This is a genomic window from Nodosilinea nodulosa PCC 7104 (assembly GCF_000309385.1).
Classification (GTDB): Bacteria; Cyanobacteriota; Cyanobacteriia; order Phormidesmidales; family Phormidesmidaceae; genus Nodosilinea; species Nodosilinea nodulosa.
The window spans coordinates 521,223-544,058 of the sequence record NZ_JH976537.1 but is presented as its reverse complement, the minus strand read 5'-3'; the positions used below and the strand labels follow the sequence as shown (position 1 = coordinate 544,058).

Genomic DNA, 22,836 nt, shown 5'->3' with positions numbered 1-22,836 from the left:
GTCAACAGTCCTCCTGGGGGGCGGCGACAAACTGAATTTGCAGGTGCTGACCCTGCTGCCCCAGCACCTGGTCGGCCCCGCAGGGCACGACGGCGAGATTTTTTTCTGAACTGGGGTAGGGCAGCTCGGCGGGTTTTTCCGTAGCTGAGAACCAGCCCAACGCCTCCACCTGGGTCCACACCACGCCCTCCACCTGCTGAACGGTGGCCTCAATGCGGGTGGCGTATTCGCGCTGGCCGAACTGGCGATCGCCCAGACCAAATAAGCCATGGCTGTCGCTGGTCCCCAGCGCCATCTGAATCGCCTGGGTCAGTAAGTCTTGCCGAAAAGCCGGGTGCGGGCTGACCACCAGCCGCAGGTAGAGGTAGCGCACTTGGCCCTGCTTCACCAGCACCGGAAAGCGCTGGGGGCCGCGACAGCGGTTGGCGGTGGCGAGACTGCCGCGTACTGCCTCAAATTCGGTCTCGCGCCCGCTCTCCATCAGCACGGTGAGCACCACCGAGGGCAGGTTATCGACCAGCTGCCAGGCGGCAGCGGCTTTGGAGACGCCCGCGATCGCGATCGCCTCACTTTCAAAATCTTGCAAACTCACCAGTCGGCCCAGGCTTTGCAGTTTGCCGGGGGCCGCCACCCTGGCGTTGTCGCCGCTCTCGGGTTCGGTGCCGCCGCTGGCGACTCCTGGCAGCCAGAGCTGGTCGAGCCCGGTCAGGCGACCTATGGCCTGCACTTTGGTGTCGGGCTTGAGGGCACCGTAGGCCCCGGTGCCAGTGCGGTACAGCGCCTTTATGTTCTTCACCCCCGAGGGCAGCCGCGCCCCGGTTTTGCCGTCGCCAAACTGCACCCAGCTCTCGCCTTTGGCGTCTTCGCGCACGATGTAGATTTCGGCTTTGGGGCTTTGGCCAAAGAAAGATTGCACCTGGGTCCAGCGGCGATCGCCCACAAAAACCTCCAGCTCCGGCACCTCGGGGGGCGTGGCGCTGGTGTCGGGCAGGTAGGTGAGTGGCGCTTTCGGTAGCTTGAAGGTCTGAAAGCTCTGGCGACCGTCGCCGTTGCCCAGCACCGCCTCTTTTTCGCGTTTGCCCTGGGTGGCCTCGACCAGGTTGCCGTAGACGGTGACGGCGGGCTCGCTCAGCAGCGGAAAATCGCTAACCTCAAAGGCATTCTTAAACTCTGGCAAAGAAAGGGGGCGGAGCTTGATTTGATCGTCGGGTATAAGCTGATCCGATGGAATAGTTGGGATCAACACTTCCGTAATTTCTGCTGATTTCTGAAAGGCTATGGGGCGATTGTTTAACTGCTTATAGCTGGCAAAATTGCCAAAGAAAAACAGCGTTCTGAGATCGCTTTCAGGCTTCTCTTGATAAGCGCTTTGGAGCGTAAACCGCTGACCCAAAACCTCCAGCATTTCCACACTGCGAATGTCGGTGTAAGCCAGATTGCTCGTGGTTAAATTGGCGTCTAGCTCAACGACGGTGGTGCCGCCGGAGATGGCTCCCCGCGTAACCGAGGCCTGAGTCACCCGCTGGATTTCCCGCTCAAAGAAATAGGTGTCTCCGCTGACCGAGCGGCCATCGAGCGATCGCTGACTGTTCAGAATTAGCTGCACTAGCAGCGTTGTTCCCACGGTCAGATCGTCCACCTGAGTATCGAGGGGCATCGCTTTAAAGCTGCTGAGCGGGCTATATCCCCCCAGCAAAAGGATGAATATGCCGGGCACTGGCCCCATCTGACGGCTAAAGTTAACCGCTGTAGAAACGGCCTTATCGCCCTGGAGTTGGACAAATTCTGGCGGGCCATTGTAGCCAAAATGACGGAAAGATCGACCCAGTTTGTAAGCGTTGACTAAATAGCCCGCATAATTCTGCTGCCAGCTTCCTTCAATGGTAATTTCTGTGCGATCGAAGCGCTCCTGAATCTCTTTTACAACAACAATTTGTCGTTTAGTCTGCGGATTGGTTGGCACATCTGCCAGGAACAGGCGATCGCCTTTTTGCAGCTCAAGACCCGCGTTTTTCAGCGTCGCTGTCTCAATGGAAAACCGTGAGGTGCCATTGTTGATGCTCGGCAGCTGAAAGGGGCGATGGAGGTGAAACTGCGACAGGGCGGGGTAGGCGGTGATCTGGTTTTCAGTCTGAAATTCTGCAATTTTTGGCAGCCCCTCCACCTGGGCCTTGAGGCCAAACCCGGCGGGAACCGTCACCGGCTTTTCGCCTTTGAGGCCGACGGCAAACGTCGCCCGCCCCCCCAGCCCCGGCGACAGCAGGTAGCCCGTCAGCCGCACCAGGTCGGCAATGCTCTCCCGCCACTTTGCGGTGCGCAAAAACGCCTCGTTGGCGTAGAGATTTTGATAAAAGGTGAGAATATCCCCTAAAATCGCCGCCCCTTCTAGCAGGGCAATGCCGGGGTCATCGGCCTCGCGGTGGGTCCAGGCTTGCAGCAGCGGGTCGGCGTCGAGCTGGCGCAGCAGGGCGGCGCGGATATCGGCGTAGGTGCCAATGCGGTAGTCGATCTGGCTCAGGCCGGGGCGGTTGAACAGTCGCTTCGGGAAGCCCAGGGGCTCGGGGCAGTCGTTGCGGCAGGGGTCGGTCATTGGCGGCCTCCTCGAATGTCGAATGCGATCGCGCCGGTTTCCTGGTGGTCGGGGTCGTTGCGCACCTGAATAATCTCGTTGGGCCGCAGGGCCGTAATGGCCTCGGTGCCCGGTGTGGCCTCATTCCAGCGCTTGAGGCTGATGGAAATTACGTGCTCGACCCCCGCGACTGCCTGCACCCGTCCGGCGATCTGGCTGGCGTAGAGGAGCTGGCCAAAGGTCCACAGGTCGGGATGGAAAAAGCCCATGCGACCGTCGGGGGTGTAGCCCTCCGAAAATTCCTGCTCCAGCACGAAGCGCAGATCTTCGGGCCAGTAGTCGGGGCGAGCGCAGAGGGCCACCTGAATCTCCAGGGGCACAAACCGGGGCGGGCGAATTTCCAGGTCTTCGCCAATCAGGCGCACGGCATCGAGGTGGCGGGCCAGTTTTTGCCGCAGGGCGTCGTCGAGCTGGGTAGCGCCCACCGGGTCGATGGCGATCTGCACCGTGCGCCAGCTGCCGGTCCAGGCGTAGCGGGCCGCCGCCCGCGACACTTCTGGCAGCTCCTCGGCCCGGTTCACGTAGTCTTGCAGCGTCACCGCCCGCAGCTGCCGGAAGTGGTAGGCCTCCGGGGCGCGGCGAATGACTTCGGCGGCGGGTTCGGGGGCGCGGCCATCCACCACATCAAACGGGTTCCAGCAGGCCAAAATTTCGGGGTAGGTGCCGCCGTTGAAAAACTGGAGCTGGTCGTAGCCAATGTTGCCCTCCAGCCCCAGCCCCACCTGGTAGCGGCAGATCACCTGGGCATTCGGCGGCAAACTGCGCCCGTTGATGCCGTTGCCAAACCGCAGCAGGCTCTGGCCCAGCTCATCGGTTTCGACCATGAAGCGATCGCCGTTTTCCGGGCTGTCGTCGCTGTGGATCAGGTCGATCGCCTCGTCCCAGGGGTCGGGCACGCCTTCAGTTACCATCTCCACCGCCAGGGTCGAGACCGGGGGAATTTCGCCACCCGGTGGGGTGTTCTGGTAGGCCAGGGGTTCGGCGGGCAGGCGGCAGATTGTGCCCCAGCGATCGGTGCGATCGAAGTAGAATCGCCCTTCTTCTAAGGGTTCCACCGGCTCCTCAAACAGAATTTCGCGGAGCCTGCCGTGGTACACCGGCACCAGGTTGCCGTGGAACAGCGATACGTGCTCCGTCGCGCCATCGGCGCACTCCACGGTGAAGCAGTAGTTGAACTTGAGCGCGTCCTCGGGTCGCCAGTGCACTTCCACATACCAACTGTTGTGGGTCGGGTCTTCCTTAGCGGTGGCCCCCAGTTCCCCCGGCAGCAGGCGCAGGAGCTGGCGTTTATTGGGGTTGCGACCCGCGACTTCCCCCGTGGCCGGGTTCAGCCGCTCCTGAATCAGCAGGGTAGAGATGCCCCCGGTGCGAATCAGCGTTTCCACCTGGCGGGCCGAGGCTTCATCAGCGATCGCGCTGTAGGGGCCACCGGGACCACCCGAAAGCAGTAGCAGATCCGCTGCGGTGCTGCCCGCCGCCAGGGCCGGAATCGCGCCATCCCAGGTGTAGAGGCCCAGGTGGTTGACCAGGCTGTCGAGCCGCTGCGAATTTTCGCGGACCAGATGGCTCATGAACACCACCGCCGCCGGGTCGTTGAAATCCTCGGGGCCAGCCCAGGTCAGCAGGGGCAGGTCGCGATTCGGCAGCACCGGGTGGGGTTTCGGCAACTCAAAGCTGGTGCCTGCATCCAGAATCATCGCCAGCCAGGTGCTGGCCTGGTTGCCCTGGTGGACGTGGTAATCGACCAGGCGGGCGTGGCGGGCCAGGGAAACCCGCTTGCGCAGCGTGCCCCAGTAGGCCTCGCCCATCACCCGGTCCTGAAAATCGCTCAGCTCATCGGCGGCGGCGCTGAACAAGCTCAGCAGCACCTGGTCGAGGTCGGCCTCGCTGGTGGGCCGCCAGCCGGGCACCCGCTGGGCCATGGCCGCCATTAGAGTGTGGCGAAAGCTGTCGTAGTCCTTGGCCAGGTAGTCGATCGCAGGGTTCTCCAGCGGCGCGGGGGCCGGGTCCCAGTCGGGGGCGCAGTTGTTGGTAAAGCAGCCGGGGCGAAACTTGAAGGGCAGCTCACTGAAGATGGGGTCAATATTTTCGCGATCGAGGCTGAGGGTATAGGTGGAATAGTCGCCGATGGGGATGATGGTCAGATCCAGCACGTTGGCGGCGCTGGTGGTGGCTACATTCACCACCTGCACGTCGCCCGCCAGATCGCCTCCCCGGATGCGGTGGCCGCCCGTGATGGGGAAGATCTGCTTGGCCAGGGTCGGGGTGGCGGCTATATCGGCGGCGATCGCCCCCAGCTCCTGATCGTTAAAGAAATGCACCAGCAGGTGGGCTTCGGTAGGTGAACCCGCTGGCGTCAGCTCCACCAGCACCAGCTCCATGCCGTTGAAGCTGCCCAGGTTGTTGGCCCGCTCTTGCAGGGCTTCGGGGTTGAGAATGGTCATCGCTAACCTCCCTGCCGCTCAAAGCGAAGGCGGCGCTGGTCGGGGGTGCCCGCTACCCGATAGCGCAGATCGATGGTGATGGTGGCGTTGCTGCTCTCCACAATCAGCTCCTCGGGGGTGACCCGCTGCCCCAGCCAGCGCGACAGGGCCGCACTCAGGCTGGCCTTGGCGGCCGCCGCCGTAATTTCCCCGGCATTCTCAAACACCAGCCGCCGCACCCCCGCGCCAAACTCCGGCAGGTACAGCCGCTCGCCGGGGTTGGTGAGCACCAGCTGAATCAGCTCATCGCGCACGTGCTGCTCCAGACTGTCGACCTGGGCGGTGCGTCCGTCGGCCCCAATCCGAAAGGGGAAGGATAAATGTCGGCCATCGGGGGGAATCATCGCGAATCTGCCTTGGGTTGGGTGTTTACAATCACGGCTACGCCCTGGATGGCGCTCTCGGCGCTGTAGCACTGGCCAATGCTGGTTCTGAGCAGGCCGGGGGTGCCGTTGATATCGCTCTGGCCCGCCCCCGCCGACCACTCGATGCGCACGCAGGGGGAATATTTGGGACCGACGGTGAAGGGGCAGCCGACGACCGGGTGAATGTCGGTTTCCAGCAGCACGGGCGCGCCCGCTGCCAGCACCCCCGCATTGGCGGTGAACAGAATCGCCTGCCCGCCGTGGGGGCACATAATCGTACTGGCGGTGGTGAGGTAATTGGGCATTAGCGCACCTGGAATGCTCCGTTGTTGACATTGACGCCGCTGGCGGAGAGCACCACCTGAGTCGCGCCAATTTTGAGGGTGATGTCGCTGTTGGTCATAGTCAGCTCGGCCCCGCCCGCGTGGAGAATCTGCACCTGATTGTTTTGGTCATCCAGCACCAGCTTGTGGCCGCCGCTGGTGACCAGGGCGCGGGTTTCGGTGCCGCCGGGGTCAGGCAGCTCGCCCCTGGCCCACCAGCAACCGGTCCAGATCGGGCGCGAAATATCCCCGGCCTCAAACTCGATCCACACGCCGTCGCCCACCTCGGGCAGCAGCACCAGGCCATGGCTGGGGCCAGCAAAGGGCACCGCGGGCCAGGCCCAGGGCGAATCTTCTTCGCCGTAGACCTCGGGCACCTGGGCCACCAGCCGCCCCACGCCCTCGGGGTCATCCACATCGCGCACCAGGCCGCGATACTTGCCGAAGTAGCGCGATCGCTGAAACTCCGAGAGTTCCACCAACAGTTGCTCGTGGTCTGAGGTCATCATCAGAAAATCGCTCCCGCTAGATCGGCAAAGCTGCCCCCGGCCCCCTCAGAGCGAGCATTGCGCCGCAGGGTAAAGGTCTGGGAATATTCCGTGCGCGACAGGCTGTGGGTAACCTGGGCGATCAGATAGTCGCCGCTGCGCCGCTGATCGACCCCCTCCACCGTGACCACCTGGTAGGGCACCAGCACTCCCCGGTAGTAGTGGCCCAGCACCGTGCCCGTCACCTCCGAGGCGTAGCTGGCCCGCTCGGCCTCCGCCGCCACCGCCTGGTCTAAATCCACCGCATCGCCAAACCGGGGCGGCAAGATCTGGGCCGCTGGGCTGGTGTCGTCGCCCAGGGAGGTTTCGGGGCCGAGGCGATCGAGGCTGGCCGGATCGGAGCCGCGCTGGGTGACGGTCTTATCGAACAGACTGAGGGCGTAGGTGGTGACGCTGGCCGGACGCTGGGCATCGTCGCGGGGCGAGAAGCTGGCCAGGTTGCGCTCTGGCCCCATCAGCGTCAGCACCGGCAGATCCCCCGGCTCTGTGGAGAATGGTTTGAAGCAGCCGATGCTTTCCCCCGGCGATGAACCGGGCAGTACGTAGGCGTGCATGCCCTGGCGGCGGGCGAGCGATCGCAGCAGCTGCATCGCTGTCCCCCGCTGCACCGTCTGAATTTCCCCCGATCGCGTCGGCGCAGGGGTTTGATCGATATCCGTAGTGGCGATTTGAGGAATGTCAAACAGCTCCTCAGCAATCTCGTGATCCAACAGCTCATCAAACCGAAAGATGCGGTCTTCCCGGTTCAAGAACACGCTGTCGTCCTGCACCACCACGGTCATCATGCTCTGGCCCGGCTCGGTTTGCTGGTCGTGTTCAACATCCACAATTGGCCCGTCGATCAGCGGCACAAAAGCCCCATTGCCAACGCGCAGCTCAATGCGAACCGGCGTAAATTCAGCAAAAATATCCTCGTTCTCCAACCTCCACTGCCCCTGCTCGTCGGTGCCGATGGGAATCTCCAGCCGCGCCTCCCAGGCCATATCCACCGCCTGCTCGACGGTGATTGATTCCACCAGGTCAAGCTGCTCGCGGGTGGCGGGGGTGTGGTTGAAGTAGAGGCGGTATTCGGGCATGGGAAGGGTGGATGGGTGGATGGGTTAGGTTGGGGCGCACTGCAGTGCGCCCGTACGGGGATGGGTTGGTGGGTAGGGGAGAGGGGAAAGTCCGTAGGGGCATCCGCGAAGCGATGCACCACTGGAGAAACTGCCTAAATTTGAATCTCCCGCAGCGGCGTTTTCACTAGCTCATTGGCCTCCAACTCGGTATTGGCGTCAGCGATGCGCCAGGGCTGGGTGGCGTTGCTGTACTGACGCTGGGCCAGAATATCGAGCCGGTCCTGGCCCTGAACAACGTAGGGAACACCCTGGACGGTGGGCAACCGACGCAGGCGAATGGCCCGGACGGTGCGACCGTTGAGGACGGTGTCGGTTTGGGGAACGGCGTAGTAGCGGGAGGTTTTGAGGAACATGGGGAGTGGGGGGTGATGGGGAAGGTGGGGAAGGTGGGGAAGGTGGGGGCGAGTGGACGTGTAGCGTGGGTCAAGCCTAGGAAACCTATATAGGAAATTAAGGGACTGAATGCTGCGCGACCCACGGTTTCTGGGCGACCCACAGACAAAAATCAAAACGTCACCAGGTCGGCGACCAGATCAACGGCCTGCCCGGCGGTGTTGGCCAGATTCAAAATCGCCTGGGCATCTTTCGCCAGGGTGGTGTACTCCAGCGCGCCGCGACCGATCGCGTCGTCATTCACCCGGAACGTCTCTTCGGTGGGAATGGTCAACGTCAGCGCCACTTCGGCCTGGATGGGGTTGAGGCGGTTGTCGTATTGCTGCTCGGTGATAGATAGGTTGGTGATGGTGACGGGCAGCACTCGGGTTTTGCCCCAGATAAACAGCAGGCTGGGTAAGGCGACGCGGGGGATGGGCTGGGTGGGGGGAGAGGCTGGGCCAGCGCCGCCCAGGGCATCGCCGATCGCATCCAGGGCAGCCCCAATCAGGCCGCTGAGGGTGCTGCTGGGGTAGACCATCTGCTCCAGGGCGGCGAGCTGGGGGCCGATGCCAAACTCCATTGCCACGGGGTTGCTGGCGTTGAGCTGGTCGGCGGCGGTGAAGTGGGCGGTGAGGGAGATGGTTTCGCGAGGGCTGTCGCCGGTTTGGTTGCGCTCGGGGACGCGCGATCGCTCGGGCGGCGCTGGTATTTGCAGCGATCGGGAGAGGCTGTCGGGGTTGAACTGAAAGATCACGACGTTGGGCAGGGGACCGAGGAAGTCACTGCCGTATTCAATGATCGCGCCGCGGATGAGGGTCATGGGTGGGGGCGTGGGGGCGTTAGGGCGTGGGGGTGTGGGGGCGTGGGGGCGTGGGGGCGTTAGGGCGTGGGGGTGTTAGGGGAGGTAGGGGAGGTACGGGAGGTGGGGGATAGGGATTGGATGATTTGGGTGGCGATCGCCTGGCGGAGGTGCTGGCTGTCGCCTCGGGCTTGCACTGGGGCGAGGTTCAGGCGATCGATGACGGCTGGGGTTGGTTGGAGGCCTGGATGGCGGGTGAGTTCGGCGAGTAGGGCGGTGTCTAGGCCGGTGAGGGCGGCGCGGACGGTGGATTCGGGTAGGCCGCGGGTGCGGATGACCAGGCGGTCAATGTGGATGCGTCGATGGGGCTGTGGGTCAGGCACGGTCGAGGCTCTCGATGAGGGGGGCGTAGGGGCCAAACTGGGTCTGGCTGACGGAGCGGTTGAGTTTGTCGTACTCGCGTTTGATGGCGATCAGGATGTGGTTCATGGTGAGGGTGGGGGGTGGGTGGGTGGATGAGGAGAGGGGGGGATGGGGAGAGGGGGAGGAGGAAGGGTGGACGGTTTGGAGGCAGGCGTTGAAGATGATGGAGCGGATGTGGCCCCCGGCGAGGGGAAACTGGCGGGCGAGGAAGTCGATGTCGAGCTGGCTGGCGTCGACCTGGGGCGGAATGAGCTGTTGCCAGAGGCGGCGGCGATCGCGTTCGTCGGGCAGGGGAAATTCGATGATGTAGCGGAGGCGGCGGAGAAAGGCTTCGTCCAGGTCTTTTTGGCGGTTGGTGGCGAGAATGGCGAGGCCCTTGAAGCGCTCCATGCGTTCGAGCAGGTAGCTGATTTCGAGGTTGGCGTAGCGATCGTGGGCGTCTTTGACTTCGGTGCGGCGGCCAAACAGAGCGTCGGCTTCGTCAAAAAAGAGCACGGTGTCGGAGATGTCGGCGGTGTCGAACAGGCGCTTGAGGTTTTTCTCGGTTTCGCCGATGTACTTGTTCACCACTTGAGACAAATCGATGCGGTACATGGGCAGGCCCAGCTGATTGGCCAGGGCTTCGGCGGCCATGGTTTTGCCGGTGCCGGGCGGCCCCGCAAACAGCACCGAAATGCCGCACTCGTTCCAGGCGCGGGCGGTGCCCCACTGGTAGTGCACCTGGGTGAGGGCGGCCATGGCCTGAAGAATTTCCTGGAACTGCTGGTGCTGTTTGGGCGGCAGCACCAGGTCGCTGTCGCTAAAGCGGGGGGTGACGGGCTGGGCCAAATCGCCAATATCGAGGCCCATTTCGGCCCGGCAGGCGGCGGCCAGGTGCAGGGTCGAGAGTTTGCTGGGGTCGCCGGGGCGGGCCAGGCTCTGGGCAATGCGGTGAATGGTCTGGGGTTCGTAGCGGAAGCGGCGGGCGCATTCGGCAATTTCCTGCTGCAGGGCGGGGCTGGCCTCAGCTTCTTTGAACCCCAGGGCGCGGTACCAGGTCTGGATGCGATCGCGGTAGCCCAGCCTTGGCAGGTCCACAATTGGCAGCACCTGCTCGCTGGCGAAGGGAGTTAGCGGGGTGCGATCGCGCATCTGCCAAAACACCGCGATCGGCAGCGCCGTCAGGCTCTGTAGCTCGGGGTAGCCCGGCTGGCCGCCGCTTTTATCGGCGGTGCGCTCTGGCAAAAATACGTCCAGCCCCCGCAGCCAGCAGAGGGTCAGCAAGGTACTCAAATAATCGCCGCTGGCCGTAGCGGTTTCCTTCAGCGCCGCTACGGGCCGTTGGGTAATCTGAGCCATGCCCTGAATGGTGGCCTGAGCCGGTGCCCCCGCTGGCCCCTGAATCGGCACGATCCGCAGGTGAGAGGCGGCAACGCACAGCCGGTTGGCTACCAGCTGCCCCGTGGCTGAAAGATCCGACAACAGCGCTGTCTCCAGGGGCCAGAGGGTGAGGGCCGGGGGCAGATCGGCGGGCGAGAACAATAGCTGGTGGGCCAGCAGGGGCGGCACGGTCAGCGGCGTGTGCCAGTCACCGGGGGTGGCGTCCGGGGATGCGCCCAGCAGACCGTAGCGCCAAAGCGGGTGGCCGCGATCGCAGATCGGCAGCAGATCGGCAGGCTCGTCCCATAGTTTTTGGGCCAGGGCTAGGGTGGGCTGGGTGGCGGCCAGGTTGTTTTGGCAGGTGGCGATCGCGGCTCCGGCGGCGGGGTCAAAGGCGGCCAATAACGCCAGGGCCAGCACAAAGGCAGCGGCGGGGTCCAGGCCCAGCGTATCGACGACCCAGACGAAGGTTCCCTGAGTGGAAGTTCTGGCGGCGGCGGGACTCGCGCCGAGCTGCTCGGTCAGATAGCGGGCGGTGACATCGGTGGTAAAGAACTGCTGTTTATCCTGCCAGTAGCGGGTCAGGTCGAGGCTTTCGCTGAGGCGATCGTCCACCGGGGGCAGAGTCGTTGAAGTTGAGGAATAGCCCTGCTGGTGCCAGCGCCAGCAAATTTCTCGCCGCAGCCGCAGGGTGGCCTGCCGCAGCCAGTCGTTGGCGCTGGCATCGGCGGCTCGCAGCGCTGGGGAGAAGGTGACGGGTGTGGCCATCGCGTTACTCGTCATAGCGTCACCAGCGGGCTGTTGTTTGCCTGCTGCCCGTTGACTCGCAAAATGACGCGATCGCCCGCCACCGGTGCCATATCCGCCGTGCGAATCGGCACCCGCAGCTGGGTTTGCGGGGGCGGCGGCGGCACGACGGGTTCCACGGCGTCAAACACCTGCACGGTGGTGCCCGCCCGGTAGAGGGCGACAAAAATATCGTCTGCGGCGGTGCCCAGCAGTCGCCCGCTGAGGGTCAGCACCCCCTGCACATCGGGGTCGGCGCTGGGGGCGTAGGCGGCAGTATTCAGCAGCGGCAGCAGATTCAGCACCAGCAAGTTGCTGCTGCGCTGGTGGGCATCGGGCAAAGCCTGCACCACGCACAGCGCATGGCTCCCGGCTGAAATCACCCCGCCATTGGCAATGTCGCCGTTCACCTGGGCCTGAATTTCGCCGGGCGACTGGGCCGAAATGGTTAACTCCACCTCCCCCAACCGCACCGACAGATCGCTCAGAGCCAGATTTTGTCCCCGAATGGTCACAGTTGGCACCACTGGGGTCGGCAGATCCAGATCCGCTGGGGTAATGCGCGTGGGAGACAGTTCCTTCAGCATTGGCCCCATGGCGGGCAGCACCGGAATTTTGATGCCCGCCGCGCCGATCACCACGTTGGCTTCGTAGTCGATGCCCACCAGCAGCGAGTAGGAGGCTGGCTGGCGGGTGGTGATCATCACCGGGCGCACCTCGAAGCCAACCGAGCAGCGGTATTTTTCGTCCGAACCCTGCATCACCTTCGAGAGCAGGTCGGAGGGGGTTTGGTCGAAGGTGATTTTGAGCGGTTCGGGGTTGTCTTGCAGGGCGGCGCGGGTGTTGAGCGGGCTGGTGGAGCCGATCAGGGGCAAAAAGGCCAGCTCTTGCAGAGCGCGGATGCCGTCTCCCAATAGCCCGTGGGCCAGAATGCTGTCGCTGTTGCCGGTGGCGTCGATGGCGGTGAGCAAATACTTCAGCACCAGCCAGAGGGGAAAGGGCTGGCCGCGATCGAGGGGCTGGTTGCGCAGGCTGGGGTCGAACTGAATTTCGTAGAGAAACAGGTTGAGCTTGGGGTTCTGAGACAAGGTCGCCGCGTCTTCGGGCCGCCCCACGGTGACGTCGGCTTCGGGCACCGTCGGGGGCAGGAGGTGCTCGCGCAGCAGTTGGGTGACGGCACCAATGGCTTTTCCAGTATCGGCAAGGGCCATAGTTTTAGCGCAGACGAAGGTAGTGGCGGCTGAGGCGGGGAGTGGGGCGGGGGGAGCGGGGGGGAGGGGGAGCGGTAGGGGCGGTAGGGGGGCCTTCGACTGTGACCTCTATCGACCCAATTGAGATCACGGTGGTTGGTTCGGTGGCGGTTAGGGGAAACGGGGCCGGGGCAGTCGCTCGATCCATTGCTTCAGGGTGTTGTTGCTGAGGTTGACGGACGGGTGCCAGCTCAATTTCCCCAGATGCTTTGCCTTGAACTGTCTGGGGTGGCTCTGGTTCTGGCAGCGGCTCCGGCGGGGCCGACACCCAGGCCCGCACGGCCTGGAGGGTTTGCAAGTAGGTGGGGAAGGGGGAATTTGGTGCTGACTCTGGCGGTGATGGCGCGATTCGCGAAGCGATCCGTTCCGGAATCGCCCTTTCCGGCAGCACTGTCGAGGGCTGGGGAATTGCAGCGATCGCTGGCTCTGGTAACGGTGAAGGGGAGTTCCCTTGGCTATCCGTTTGCTGATGCTCTACGGGTTGCGCCTCTATATAAATAGCCTCAGACCTGGAGGGATGCGGATCGGGCGGGGATAGCGAAAATTCTGTAGGTGGAGCGATTTCGGGGCGGAACGCTGCGCGAGTCCCAGGCGACTCCGAAACAGCCGATTCCTGCCCCAACACGCTTTGACCCGGCGGTTGAGATTCAGCGAATGGCAGCAGCGGTTGTGAGTTCACAGCGGGGGGTGAACTGACCGGGGAAATGGTGGGTTCACCCAGTTGCCTCGGTTCTGGGGCCTGTGTAAACTCCTCCACCTCGGCCAGCATTCCCTGCGATGATTCAGCGGATTGGATCGGAGGAAACGCCTGGACAGGAGCCGCCGCCAGCCCGGTTTGCTGGCTCAGGCGAGTCAGGTAGCTCATGCCAGCACCTCCCGATCGATCAGGGCCAGGTAGCGATCGCGTCGCCACTCCGGCAGGGCCAAAATCTCGACCTCCGTCCAGTGGTAGCGGCAGGCCAATCGGTGCACCGTTTCGATCAGCCGCTGCTGCACCCGCTGGAGCACCCGCAAGGCCCAGGCCCCCAGGTCAATGTCGGGCTGGGAGGGCTGGCCGCAGTGGGGGCAGGTGACCGCCAGACTAAAGTTCACCAGCGGGTCCAGGTCGTCTAACGCCTGGTTGAGGGCGGGCAGCACCGGGGTTAAATCCTCCGGCAGAGAATTTGGCAAACTCTCCTCGGAGGGCTGGACGACTAACAGGCTGTGCAGCATGGTTTGCAGATCGGGCGGATCTCCCTGGGCCGCCTGGGTCAGCCAGGTGAGCTGATCGCGCCCGGTGGGTCGGCGCACCTGGAGGTCTTGCTGGGGCAGGGATACCGTGGCGACATCCTGGGCTGTCTCAGACTGGAGCTGGTGCAGGGCGTCGAGGGCGATCGCCACCTCCATCACCTGCTGGCAGCTGGGGCAGGTCACGGTCAGGGCCAGGGTTGGCCCCAGCTCCAGCGCCACCAGGCTGAGCAACCCCGCCGTGCGATCGCTCACTCCCCAGCGCCAGAAAAATTCGGGGTCCAGGCTGTGGCCCTGGGCATCGCGGGTGCAGGCGGTCAGCAGCTCGGTTTCCAGCTGGGGCCGCAGCGGCTGCTGAAAGTCAATCTCCAGATCCTCCAGTTGCTGGCCGTAGCGCCGACACCGCAGCGGCAGGGATACCCCAAAGGCCGCCGCCAGGGGCGCAGGAATGGCCGGAAACAGCAGCGGACTACTGCTCTGGCTCGGTGAAGCTGGGCTCTGAGGGTTCCGTGACATCGTAATCCCGCTCCCATCCTTCGTTTTGCAGTTGAATGCTCTGAATCGCGATCGCGTTGGCGTTGGCGTCTAGCTCGGGCATGGCGGTAAACTCCGACACCCAGCAGCGGTAGATGCGGTAGGCGATCGCCACCTGCCCCGCCTCGTTCATCATTTCGACGATGATGTCTTTGCGAAAGTCGGCCAGCGACACCTCGGCCCCCAGGCCCGAACCCAGGTTCCACACCTTATTGGCCCACTTTTCAAACTCGGTGTCGTGGGTGACGCCCCGCTCCAGCATGATCGGCTCAAACTTGGAGCGACCGGGCGAATAGCGCGAGGTGCTGGGGTCGCCCCCTTCACGGTGCTCGACGACTTCGGTGGTGCGCTTGAGCGCCCCCACTTTGCTGATGCCCGCCACGTAGCGGCCATCCCACTTGACCCGAAATTTGAAATTTTTGTAGGGGTCAAACCGTTGCGCGTTAACGCTAAATTGAGCCATCTGACCGTCTCCCTAGGTAGCGATGTTGCCCGCAATCTGCTGGAACTTGATAATCACAAACTCGGCGGGCTTCAGCGGCGCAAAGCCCACCACGATGTTGACAATGCCGCGATCGATGTCGTTTTGGGTGGTGGTTTCGCGATCGCACTTAACGAAGTAGGCCTCGCGGGGCGTTCTGCCCTGAAACGCCCCCTGGCGAAACAGGTTGTTCATAAACGCCCCAATGTTGAGGCGAATCTGCGCCCACAGCGGCTCGTCGTTGGGCTCAAACACCACCCACTGGGTGCCCCGGTAAAGGCTTTCTTCTAAAAACAGCGCCAGCCGCCGCACCGGAATGTACTTCCACTCTGACGCCAGCCGATCAGACCCCTGCAGAGTGCGAGAGCCCCAAATCACTCGGCCAACGCCAGGGAACGATCGCAGGCAGTTGACCCCCAGCGGGTTTAGCTCCCCGTTTTCGGCATCGGTGAGGTTGACGCTGAGGGCGGTTACCCCGGTCAGGGTTGCTTCCAGTCCAGCGGGGGCTTTCCACACGCCGCGCTGGGCATCGGTGCGGGCAAAAATACCGGCCACCACCCCGCAGGGCACAAACTCCTCCAGCTGGTTTTCTCGCAGGGGGTTGGCCTGCCGAATGCGGGGGAAGAAGACAGCGGCATTTTTGCTCTGGGTGCCGAGGTTGGCCACGGGATCTTGAATTTCGCTGCGGGCCACTGTCTTACTCGTCCAGTCGCTGGGCGGATCGATCAGCAGCATGGCCCGCCTTGTTTCGCAGTACACCGCCGCCGCCGTCACCACGTCGGTATCGACATCCCCCGTAGTCAGGTAAGGCGGAATGCACAGCAGGTTAAAGAGATCGGCCTGCTCCAGGGCGTACAGCCCCCGCTTGTCGTCCCGCATGGTGGGGTCGGCGGGGTCGTCGAACTCCAGGGCGCTGAGCGCTGACCCATCCCCTCCCCCCGTGGCCACCACCGGCACATCGGGGCCAGTGGGCGTTACGCTGGGCCGCACGTTGGGCACAACCCAGTCGCCGCTGAGGTCGCGGATCACCCGCACCAGCTGCGACTGCTGCTCCAGCACAATCGGCAGGTAGCGGGGGTTGTTGGGGTCAATCGACACATTCAAAAAGGCCTCCGGCGCCCCCAGCAGCGCGCCTGTGGCGCTGTCGGCCTCAAACACAACCAGGTTAAAGAGGTTGGCCGGGTCCTTGGTGTCGTAGTTAACCGTGGCCCTGAGGTTCGCGCCCCAGCCGCCCACGCTGGCGGCCTCCAGCTGCAAAAAGTCGTTGGGGGCCGCTGCCCCGGTGGGCAGATCTAGCGTGGCGGCGGTGGCCCCATTGTGCAGCCGCACCACGATCGCCTGACTACCCCCATTCAGGTAAAAGTCCCTGACCGCAAAGCCAAGAGAGCTCTCCTCCCACAGGCCGCCAAACGTACGGCCAAAGTCGGCGTAGCTGTTGATCACAATCGCGGCATTGTCGGGGCCGCGCTTCGCCCGGCCTAAAAACGCCGTAATCGAGGTGGCGACTCCAGTAATGGTGCGCACACCGCTGGGCAGTTCCTCAATGTAAACACCTGGATAGGTGGGGGTAATCGGCATGGTCAAGTCCTCTCAGGTAATGAGGGTTTTCTGGGGCTTAGGGATTTTGCTGATTCCTGGGGGCGATCGCAAATCGGGGGCCTAGGGCGCGATCGCACTGCGACCCACCAAAATTTCAACCACAGCTCGGTTCACCGCTGGGTTCGCCGCATCGGGGACGTAGGTACTGGTAAACCGCAGGGTTTTTGGGGCCAGCCCAAACACCGCCAAAGCCCCGCCAATGTAAATGTGGGGGTCGTTTAGCTCCAGCCCGTCCCCCGCTGCCGGAAAATCAGTCCCGCCATCTGTGACGACATAGGTGAGCTTTTGGTCCGCCGCTGCCTGGCTATAAAGACTCGATTTAATCAGCAAAAAACCGACCTGCGTAGCTGCCCCAGGCTGAATATCTACCTCAATATCGGTATCGCCAGGATTAATCACCACATCGACCTTGTCGTAGGCCTCAATTTGCCTGGTGCGAGCCACACTTACCTGCGGTCCCCCAACCACCTGGGCATTTAGCGTTAGGTTAAGACTGGCCATAGCACATTACCTCCACACATCGCATTGGCGAGGGATTAAAGGACGTTTTAAGGCAAGGAAATATACTGAAATAAATTCAGGATCTTAGCTAAAAAGATACACAGAAAACGGGCTGGCGCAGAGATTGCTTCAATGCCAGAATTATCGTTTTTTAAGCCCCAAATGGCTCCCAAGCACAGGTTAAAATGCCTTACTCTAGAGGAGTATTGAACAAAAGCCGTCATGAAATCCTAGGGTTTCATGGATAAAAGCTTCATGGGGAACAACGGAAAAGATCTACAGGTGATTAAGATAGAACGCCTTTTTCGATAGCAACACAGGCAGGACAGAGTTTACACAAAGCAAATCTCAGGATTGCCCAGGCACAAGATTTTTTCTTGATACCAAGATTAGCGTGCTCCTACGGCAGTATCGGCGTCAGATAACTAACACTATAGATCATCTATAGCTCTCTTGTTATTAACCTCTTGAAATGTGTTCGATGTTGTAGAGGTTTTCAATAAATCTTTAGATTAAATTTTGCGAAAACATTCCGGAATGTTTATAGTTATTGAGAGAAAAACATGGCCCTTAGGGTGTAGCAAATATACTCTTGATCAGTCAATAGCCCGGCCGGGTAGGTTTTCCTCAGCGATTGGCTCTGGGCGCTCTGCGGCATCGGTGCGGCATTGAATTAAGGGCTATTGGTCTATGCTTTAAAGCCCGCTGCGGCTACCTCCAGATTTCGCCCGGTTGATACTTTTACAGGCTCCTTTGAAAACGGCATTTTTGGCCTTACCGTGCGGCTGTGGCCAGGTCTCGGTCGGGGAGCTTGACGGTTTCTTGACGGTTAGTTTCTAGGGTGGGTTTAACTTCCGCCAGGAAGCTCGATGTTAAACACTACCTGGAGATTGTTTTGATGAAAAAATCCCTTGCCTTTTTGCCCCTTGCCATTGCTGGCACGCTAGCCGCTGGCGGCGCGGTGCGCGGGGTCTATGCCAAGCAGAGCCCGCCTCCGGCGGCGATCGCGCAGTCTGCCCCAGCGGTGGACTCGGCGGCTGGCCGCCAGGCCGATGGCGAACTGCCGGACCACCAGGAACAGGGAGAGCAGCCCGACGCCCCGGAAGAACAGCAGGAAGACGCCCAGCTGCAAGCCCTGGCCAAGATCACCGCGCAGCAGGCCGAAACCGCCGCCCGCAGCGTGGCTTCTGGCCACGTTAGCCGCATCAGCCTCGACAACGAAGACGGCAGCGTGGTCTACAAAGTGGTCGTTGGCCAGCAGGAGGTGCTGGTGGACGCGGGCAGTGGCCAGGTGCTAGAGACCGAGGTGGCCAACCGTGAATCGACCCCCGATGCCGCCCCCCAGGGCACTGTTCAGGTGCCCGATAGCGAGGGCAATCAAGAGCTAGAAGGGCAATAACGCGATGGGATGGGGCGATCGCGATCGCCCCATCCCATCGCTGGGGCCTTATTTGCCGGGCGAAAATTGAGCCACCACTCTAACTCTCCTAGCTCTCTAACCCCCTTGGCTCCCCTGCCCCCCTGCGATCGCCAACAGTCAGCAAACTTGTGCCGCAGTCTGCTAATTTCCCGGCACGATCATAGGTTCAAACAAAAACACGTCGCGGCGGCTGGGGTCGACCGTCACCTTTACCCAGTGAATGTTGGGGCTGCCAAAGGTTTCCAGGCGGGTGAAGTTTTCCAGCAGCTCAGGCTGGTGCACCAGGGGCTTGTCGAGCTTAAAAAAGTGGGTGTCGCCGTGCACCAGCACAACCTGGCCCGAAAAATTGCGGGTTTCGGCCATCAGCGCCTCTAAAAAAGCCGTGTAGCCGTCAAAGGCGGGCAGGGCGCGCTCGTCGGTGTCTTCGGTTTCGGGCCAGTCGAAGCCAGGGTCGCCCTGGAACACGACCATCAGGCCTTTGGCCTGCTTCTCCTTAGCCACGGCAAAGGACTGCTGCATCCACTCGATGTTTTTGGCGTCGCGCTCGGTATACTCGGCGTTGTCGGCGGCGCACTGGGCGGGGGTGCGATCGCTCTTTTTGGTGCATTCCTCGTCGTCGTGCACCCGGTTATTGTTGCTGCCCGGAATATTCAGCCCCACAAATACCACGTCCCCGTATTGCCAGCGGGTGTTTTCCACGTAGGCTTCACCCAGGGCTCCCTGATGCTCCAGGGGCATGGTTGTTTGGCCAAAGCTCTCGGGCTGGGCAAACATGACCTGGCGCAGGTGGTTCAGCCGCTCGAGGTTGTCGTAGCCGCCGTTGTTGGTGCGGTGGCAGTCGGTCCATTCGTTATCGCCGGGCACGTACACCACTGGCGCTGCAAAGGCGTTAAACAGGCTAATGCCCTGGGTGTACACCTCGTCGGTGCAGAGAGAGCTGCCGTCTTTAATGTCGCCGTCGAAAATAGAAAACTCCAGGTTAGCGGCGTTCATGTCCTGCACCAGGGTCGCCATTTTGGGGCCGTCATCGGCTTTGGCGTAGGGCATGTCGCCCCAAAGACCAAACGCAAAGGGCTGCCCGGCGGGCACCGCCTGCACCCCGTGGCTGGTCAGCAGCAGAGCGGTGCAAGCCAAACTGGCCAAGCCAAGCGCCCGCCAGGCCAGGGCCAGATTTCTCACCCTGCGCAGCATCGATTGAAAGTGCCTCTGCATGTCTCGTTGCCTTCCCGTACTGAGTAAATAAAGAGCAAACGACGGCTGCCCAGACGCGGCGGCCCCGTCCCGGCTCGCATCTTAGTCAGCCCAGGTGTAGAAGGCGTTAATGGACCGTTAACAACTGATTAATGCCAATTAAGGCCAATTAATACCAAAAAAGGGAGGCTCTGTCCGCCATCGCCCCTGACATGCCCACGGCCCGCCCGATCTACCGGGCCTCTGCGATCGGCAGTTTGACGGTAAAACAACTGCCCCGGCACAGCTGACTGGTGAGGGAAATGGTGCCGCCGTGGTCTTGGATAATCGCCTGGGCGATTGCCAGCCCCAGCCCCGAGCCGCCGCGATCGTGGGTGCGGGCAGCATCGCCCCGCCAGAAGCGCTCAAAGACTTGCGGCCAGTGCTCCGGCGCAATGCCAATGCCGGTGTCTTTAACGGTGATCTGAATCTGCTGGGCCTGGGCCTGGGCCACCACCCAAACCTGACCGCCCGCCGGGGTGTATTGCAGGGCGTTTTGAACCAGATTGGCCACGGCTCGCGACAGGTGATCGCCGTTGCCCGCCAGGGTGAGATCGGGGGCGATATCGGATTGCAGGGCGATCGCGCTGGCCTGGGCCTGGGGCAGGTACAGGGCCATCAGCGCCTCCAGCAGCGGCGAGAGGGCGATGGGCGCGGCGGCCAGCTCTGGCGATGGGCGCCGCGCCGCCCCCCTGGCACCATCGCTGCGGGCCAGCAGCAGCAGGTCTTCGGTCAGCCGGGTCAGCTGGGCGGTGGCGCTAGCAATCGATAGAAACACCTCCTGATAGTCGCCACTTGGGTCGGCTGGGCCGCCCGGCGGCGGACTTTCTGCGGGGTACTTCAGCGCCAGCTCCACGTTGCTGGCGATCGCCATCAGCGGGCCGCGCAGCTCGTGGGAGGCATCGGCGGTGAACTGCTTGAGCCGCTGAAAGCTGGCCTCAATTGGCTCCATCGCCTGGCGGGTCAGCCAGAGAATGCCCGCGCCGCTCCACCAGCACGCCCACGCTCAGGCCCCAGTCCAGCTGGCCCAGGGTTTCGTCCAGCTGGTCCAGGGACTGGCTGACCCGCACGTAGCCAATTTGATCCCCCGTATCGCTGTTGAAAATCGGCAGCGTCACCGCCTGAATGGCGGGCTTATGGCCCTGCGCCTGGATCGTCATCTGGGGATTGAGCGGCTGATTGAGCACCCTTTCGCCCTGCTGCTCGATCAGGCTGCCCTGGCGATCAAACCACTGTAGGGCCTGCCCCTGGCGCTGCAAATCGGCGATCGACAGGTCATCTTCCACCCGCATCTGGCCGCCCTGGTACTCCACACTGGCGGCGGCTGTCTGGCCCAGGGTGGTCAGGCGATCGATCAGCTGCTGCTGCAAATTGCGCCAAAACACCAGCCGCACTACCCCCGCAAAGCCCCCCAGCACCAGGGCAAACACCACCAGGCTAGACACCAGCAGACGAGTTCGAATTGGTTGAAACATACCTATTCCAGGCGATATCCCATGCCGTAGACGTTTTGGATGAAGGGCGTCAGACAGCCCGCCGCCTTCAGCTTGCTGCGCAGATTGGTAATGTGGGTTTTAACCGTGCCCTCGCCGGAGGTTTGGTCAAACTCCCACAGCTTGTCCAGCAGCGCCGGGCGGCTGACCACCTGACGGGGGTGGCGCAAAAAGTACTCTAAAATCACGTATTCCTTGGGCGTCAGGGGCAGCACTGTGGTCCTAAAGGTCACCGTCTGGGTGGCGGGGGCAAGGCTGAGGTCGCCGTAGGTCAGGCAGGGCGGCACGGGGTCTCGGCTGCGGCGAGCCAGGGCGCGAATGCGGGCCGAGAGTTCTTCCAGGGTAAAGGGCTTGACCAGGTAGTCGTCGGCTCCGGCGTCTAGCCCCACGACCTTGTCCTGGGTGGTGTCCCTGGCGGTAAGCATTAGAATGAGGGTCGCAGAGTGGGCCTGCAGCAGCTGCCTGCAGAGGGTAATCCCGTCCAGCTTGGGCAGCATCACATCCAGCAGCACCAGGTCATAGTCACCGCTGCTGGCGCAGGCCCACCCCTCCAGACCGTCCTGGGCCACCTCCACAATGTGGTGCTGATACCGCAGATCCTTGGCTAGAGGACTGGCGATCCGCAGGTCATCTTCAACAATTAAGATTTTCATGCTGTGAGGACAGAAAGCTAACAAAAACCTGAAGAAAATAGGTCAAAAATTTGCCGCTTCCCCCATGCCTTGCCACTACTCCTTAAGAGGGTGTTTGAAAAGTCGGTCCGTGGGTAAAAAAGCTCACTCCGTGTAAGTTGCAGATAGAAGTCAGCAATGCCGGAGTGAGACGATGAGTAAAGACTACCCCAGCAATTTAACCCGTGCCCAATACGAGCTGCTGAGTGACTTGCTGCCTGAGGCCAAACCAGGCGGACGACCCCGCAGCGTGGATCTGTGGGAGCTGCTCAATGCCATGATGTATCTCCTGGTAGAAGGGTGCCGTTGGCGGGCCTTGCCGGGAGACTTTCCGCCATGGCAGACGGTGTACACCTACTTCCGGAACTGGCGCAAGGACGGCACCTGGATCATCATTCATGACCACTTGCGCGAGTGGACTCGGATTGAGCAAGACCGACACCCTCAACCGTCAGAAGCCGTCATCGATAGTCAGAGCGTGAAAAGCGCGGCCATGGTGCATGAGGCCGTTGGCTATGATGCGGGCAAAAAGATTAAAGGACGTAAACGGTTTCTGGGCGTCGATACCTTCGGCTTGGTGCTGCGGGTGCTGGTCACCGCCGCCAGTGTGCCGGAGCGTGAGGGGGGTAAGCAACTCCTCAAGCGCGTCAAAGCGATGGGGCCTGCCATCTCGAGACTGACCATTATTTGGGCGGATGGGGGCTTTGATGGCCCTGCTTTCATGATGTGGGTGATGGATACCTGTCGTTGGATTCTCCAAGTCGTGCTGCGACCTCAACAAACTAAAGGGTTCGTGCTGCTCAAGAAACGCTGGGTGGTGGAGCGTACCCTCGGTTGGCTGATGGGGTGCCGACGTTTGGTGCGAGATTATGAACTGCTACCCGAAACCTCAGAGACCCTCATCTACCTGGCCATGATCCGTATTATGGTCAGGCGGTTGGCATAATTTTTGACCCCTCAGATCTTTTAAAACGTCCTCTAAGTGCCAGCGGTGAAATTCTATCTACAGAAAGATGACAGATTTCAGCCGCAACCCATCGAACAGATAATTTTCATTGGTCAAATATTAAGACTTTTGATATTAAATGTAGTTACTCTGTGGGGTATTCAAACGGAGCGTTCGGGCCTGGGGCAGCGCTTCAACCATTCCCAGCACCAGCTAACTCGATCGCCTTGTCAAAGCTGTGACAGGCCGATGGCAAATCTGTAGGCTCGATCACAA

Annotated in this window: 22 protein-coding genes; 2 read left to right on the top strand and 20 right to left on the bottom strand. The window is 61.9% G+C overall.

Going from position 1 to position 22,836, the window contains the following annotated elements:
- Position 1 precedes the first annotated feature (1 nt).
- The 16 genes from LEPTO7104_RS0102285 to LEPTO7104_RS32425 all read right to left on the bottom strand — a co-directional run bounded on the left by LEPTO7104_RS0102285 (position 2) and on the right by LEPTO7104_RS32425 (position 16,800).
- The gene (locus LEPTO7104_RS0102285) at positions 2–2,590 is read right to left on the bottom strand and encodes a baseplate J/gp47 family protein (RefSeq protein WP_017296925.1); all 2,589 of its coding nucleotides are present in this window, start codon (positions 2,588–2,590) and stop codon (positions 2–4) included.
- A complete protein-coding gene (locus tag LEPTO7104_RS0102280) occupies positions 2,587–5,073 on the bottom strand; it encodes a baseplate J/gp47 family protein (RefSeq protein WP_017296924.1) in 2,487 nt (828 codons plus the stop codon). Before LEPTO7104_RS0102280 ends, LEPTO7104_RS0102285 begins: the two co-directional genes overlap by 4 nt.
- Positions 5,074–5,075: 2 nt before the next feature.
- Positions 5,076–5,456 (bottom strand): GPW/gp25 family protein, encoded by a 381-nt coding sequence (locus LEPTO7104_RS0102275; protein ID WP_017296923.1) that lies wholly within the window; start codon positions 5,454–5,456, stop codon positions 5,076–5,078.
- Positions 5,453–5,782, bottom strand: coding sequence for a hypothetical protein (locus LEPTO7104_RS0102270; protein WP_017296922.1), 330 nt, complete (start codon positions 5,780–5,782; stop codon positions 5,453–5,455). The genes LEPTO7104_RS0102275 and LEPTO7104_RS0102270 overlap by 4 nt, the downstream gene beginning before the upstream one ends.
- Positions 5,782–6,309, bottom strand: a complete 528-nt coding sequence (locus LEPTO7104_RS0102265; RefSeq protein WP_017296921.1) for a phage baseplate assembly protein V — start codon at positions 6,307–6,309, stop codon at positions 5,782–5,784. Before LEPTO7104_RS0102265 ends, LEPTO7104_RS0102270 begins: the two co-directional genes overlap by 1 nt.
- Positions 6,309–7,424 carry a hypothetical protein gene (locus LEPTO7104_RS0102260; RefSeq protein WP_017296920.1) on the bottom strand — a complete coding sequence of 372 codons (1,116 nt, stop codon included), beginning with the start codon at positions 7,422–7,424 and terminating at the stop codon, positions 6,309–6,311. The genes LEPTO7104_RS0102265 and LEPTO7104_RS0102260 overlap by 1 nt, the downstream gene beginning before the upstream one ends.
- 134 nt (positions 7,425–7,558) lie before the next feature.
- A complete protein-coding gene (locus LEPTO7104_RS0102255) occupies positions 7,559–7,819 on the bottom strand; it encodes a hypothetical protein (protein WP_017296919.1) in 261 nt (86 codons plus the stop codon).
- A gap of 152 nt (positions 7,820–7,971) precedes the next feature.
- The gene (locus LEPTO7104_RS0102250) at positions 7,972–8,661 is read right to left on the bottom strand and encodes a hypothetical protein (RefSeq protein ID WP_017296918.1); all 690 of its coding nucleotides are present in this window, start codon (positions 8,659–8,661) and stop codon (positions 7,972–7,974) included.
- A 59-nt stretch (positions 8,662–8,720) separates the two neighbouring features.
- The gene (locus LEPTO7104_RS0102245; RefSeq protein ID WP_017296917.1) at positions 8,721–9,023 is read right to left on the bottom strand and encodes a hypothetical protein; all 303 of its coding nucleotides are present in this window, start codon (positions 9,021–9,023) and stop codon (positions 8,721–8,723) included.
- Positions 9,016–11,205, bottom strand: a complete 2,190-nt coding sequence (locus LEPTO7104_RS0102240) for an ATP-binding protein (RefSeq protein ID WP_026072299.1) — start codon at positions 11,203–11,205, stop codon at positions 9,016–9,018. The genes LEPTO7104_RS0102245 and LEPTO7104_RS0102240 overlap by 8 nt, the downstream gene beginning before the upstream one ends.
- Positions 11,202–12,419 carry a Pvc16 family protein gene (locus LEPTO7104_RS0102235; protein ID WP_017296915.1) on the bottom strand — a complete coding sequence of 406 codons (1,218 nt, stop codon included), beginning with the start codon at positions 12,417–12,419 and terminating at the stop codon, positions 11,202–11,204. Before LEPTO7104_RS0102235 ends, LEPTO7104_RS0102240 begins: the two co-directional genes overlap by 4 nt.
- 4 nt (positions 12,420–12,423) lie before the next feature.
- Positions 12,424–13,323: a hypothetical protein gene (locus LEPTO7104_RS39825; protein ID WP_155523486.1), complete on the bottom strand. Its 900-nt coding sequence runs from the start codon at positions 13,321–13,323 to the stop codon at positions 12,424–12,426.
- A complete protein-coding gene (locus LEPTO7104_RS36580; RefSeq protein WP_017296914.1) occupies positions 13,320–14,201 on the bottom strand; it encodes a DNA gyrase inhibitor YacG in 882 nt (293 codons plus the stop codon). The genes LEPTO7104_RS39825 and LEPTO7104_RS36580 overlap by 4 nt, the downstream gene beginning before the upstream one ends.
- The gene (locus tag LEPTO7104_RS0102220; RefSeq protein WP_017296913.1) at positions 14,155–14,682 is read right to left on the bottom strand and encodes a phage tail protein; all 528 of its coding nucleotides are present in this window, start codon (positions 14,680–14,682) and stop codon (positions 14,155–14,157) included. Before LEPTO7104_RS0102220 ends, LEPTO7104_RS36580 begins: the two co-directional genes overlap by 47 nt.
- Positions 14,683–14,694: 12 nt before the next feature.
- Positions 14,695–16,278 carry a phage tail sheath family protein gene (locus tag LEPTO7104_RS0102215; RefSeq protein WP_017296912.1) on the bottom strand — a complete coding sequence of 528 codons (1,584 nt, stop codon included), beginning with the start codon at positions 16,276–16,278 and terminating at the stop codon, positions 14,695–14,697.
- Between the two features lie 81 nt (positions 16,279–16,359).
- Complete coding sequence (locus LEPTO7104_RS32425) at positions 16,360–16,800, bottom strand: hypothetical protein (RefSeq protein ID WP_017296911.1); 441 nt, start codon at positions 16,798–16,800, stop codon at positions 16,360–16,362.
- Positions 16,801–17,698: 898 nt separating this feature from the next.
- On the opposite strand from LEPTO7104_RS32425, the gene LEPTO7104_RS32420 reads away from it, so the two are divergent.
- Positions 17,699–18,199 carry a PepSY domain-containing protein gene (locus LEPTO7104_RS32420; RefSeq protein ID WP_017296910.1) on the top strand — a complete coding sequence of 167 codons (501 nt, stop codon included), beginning with the start codon at positions 17,699–17,701 and terminating at the stop codon, positions 18,197–18,199.
- 162 nt (positions 18,200–18,361) lie between these two features.
- On the opposite strand, the gene LEPTO7104_RS0102195 is transcribed toward LEPTO7104_RS32420, so the two are convergent.
- The 4 genes from LEPTO7104_RS0102195 to LEPTO7104_RS0102185 all read right to left on the bottom strand — a co-directional run bounded on the left by LEPTO7104_RS0102195 (position 18,362) and on the right by LEPTO7104_RS0102185 (position 21,596).
- On the bottom strand, positions 18,362–19,432 hold the full coding sequence (locus LEPTO7104_RS0102195; protein ID WP_017296909.1) for a hypothetical protein: 1,071 nt from the start codon (positions 19,430–19,432) through the stop codon (positions 18,362–18,364).
- Between the two features lie 211 nt (positions 19,433–19,643).
- Positions 19,644–20,402 (bottom strand): sensor histidine kinase, encoded by a 759-nt coding sequence (locus LEPTO7104_RS43170; protein WP_264307683.1) that lies wholly within the window; start codon positions 20,400–20,402, stop codon positions 19,644–19,646.
- Entirely contained in the window at positions 20,389–20,925 is a 537-nt protein-coding gene (locus LEPTO7104_RS43165) for a hypothetical protein (RefSeq protein WP_264307682.1), read from the bottom strand. Before LEPTO7104_RS43165 ends, LEPTO7104_RS43170 begins: the two co-directional genes overlap by 14 nt.
- A 2-nt stretch (positions 20,926–20,927) precedes the next feature.
- Positions 20,928–21,596 (bottom strand): response regulator transcription factor, encoded by a 669-nt coding sequence (locus LEPTO7104_RS0102185; RefSeq protein ID WP_017296908.1) that lies wholly within the window; start codon positions 21,594–21,596, stop codon positions 20,928–20,930.
- A 172-nt stretch (positions 21,597–21,768) separates the two neighbouring features.
- On the opposite strand from LEPTO7104_RS0102185, the gene LEPTO7104_RS0102180 reads away from it, so the two are divergent.
- Positions 21,769–22,560, top strand: coding sequence for an IS5 family transposase (locus LEPTO7104_RS0102180; protein ID WP_017296610.1), 792 nt, complete (start codon positions 21,769–21,771; stop codon positions 22,558–22,560).
- The last annotated feature ends 276 nt before the right edge of the window (positions 22,561–22,836 follow it).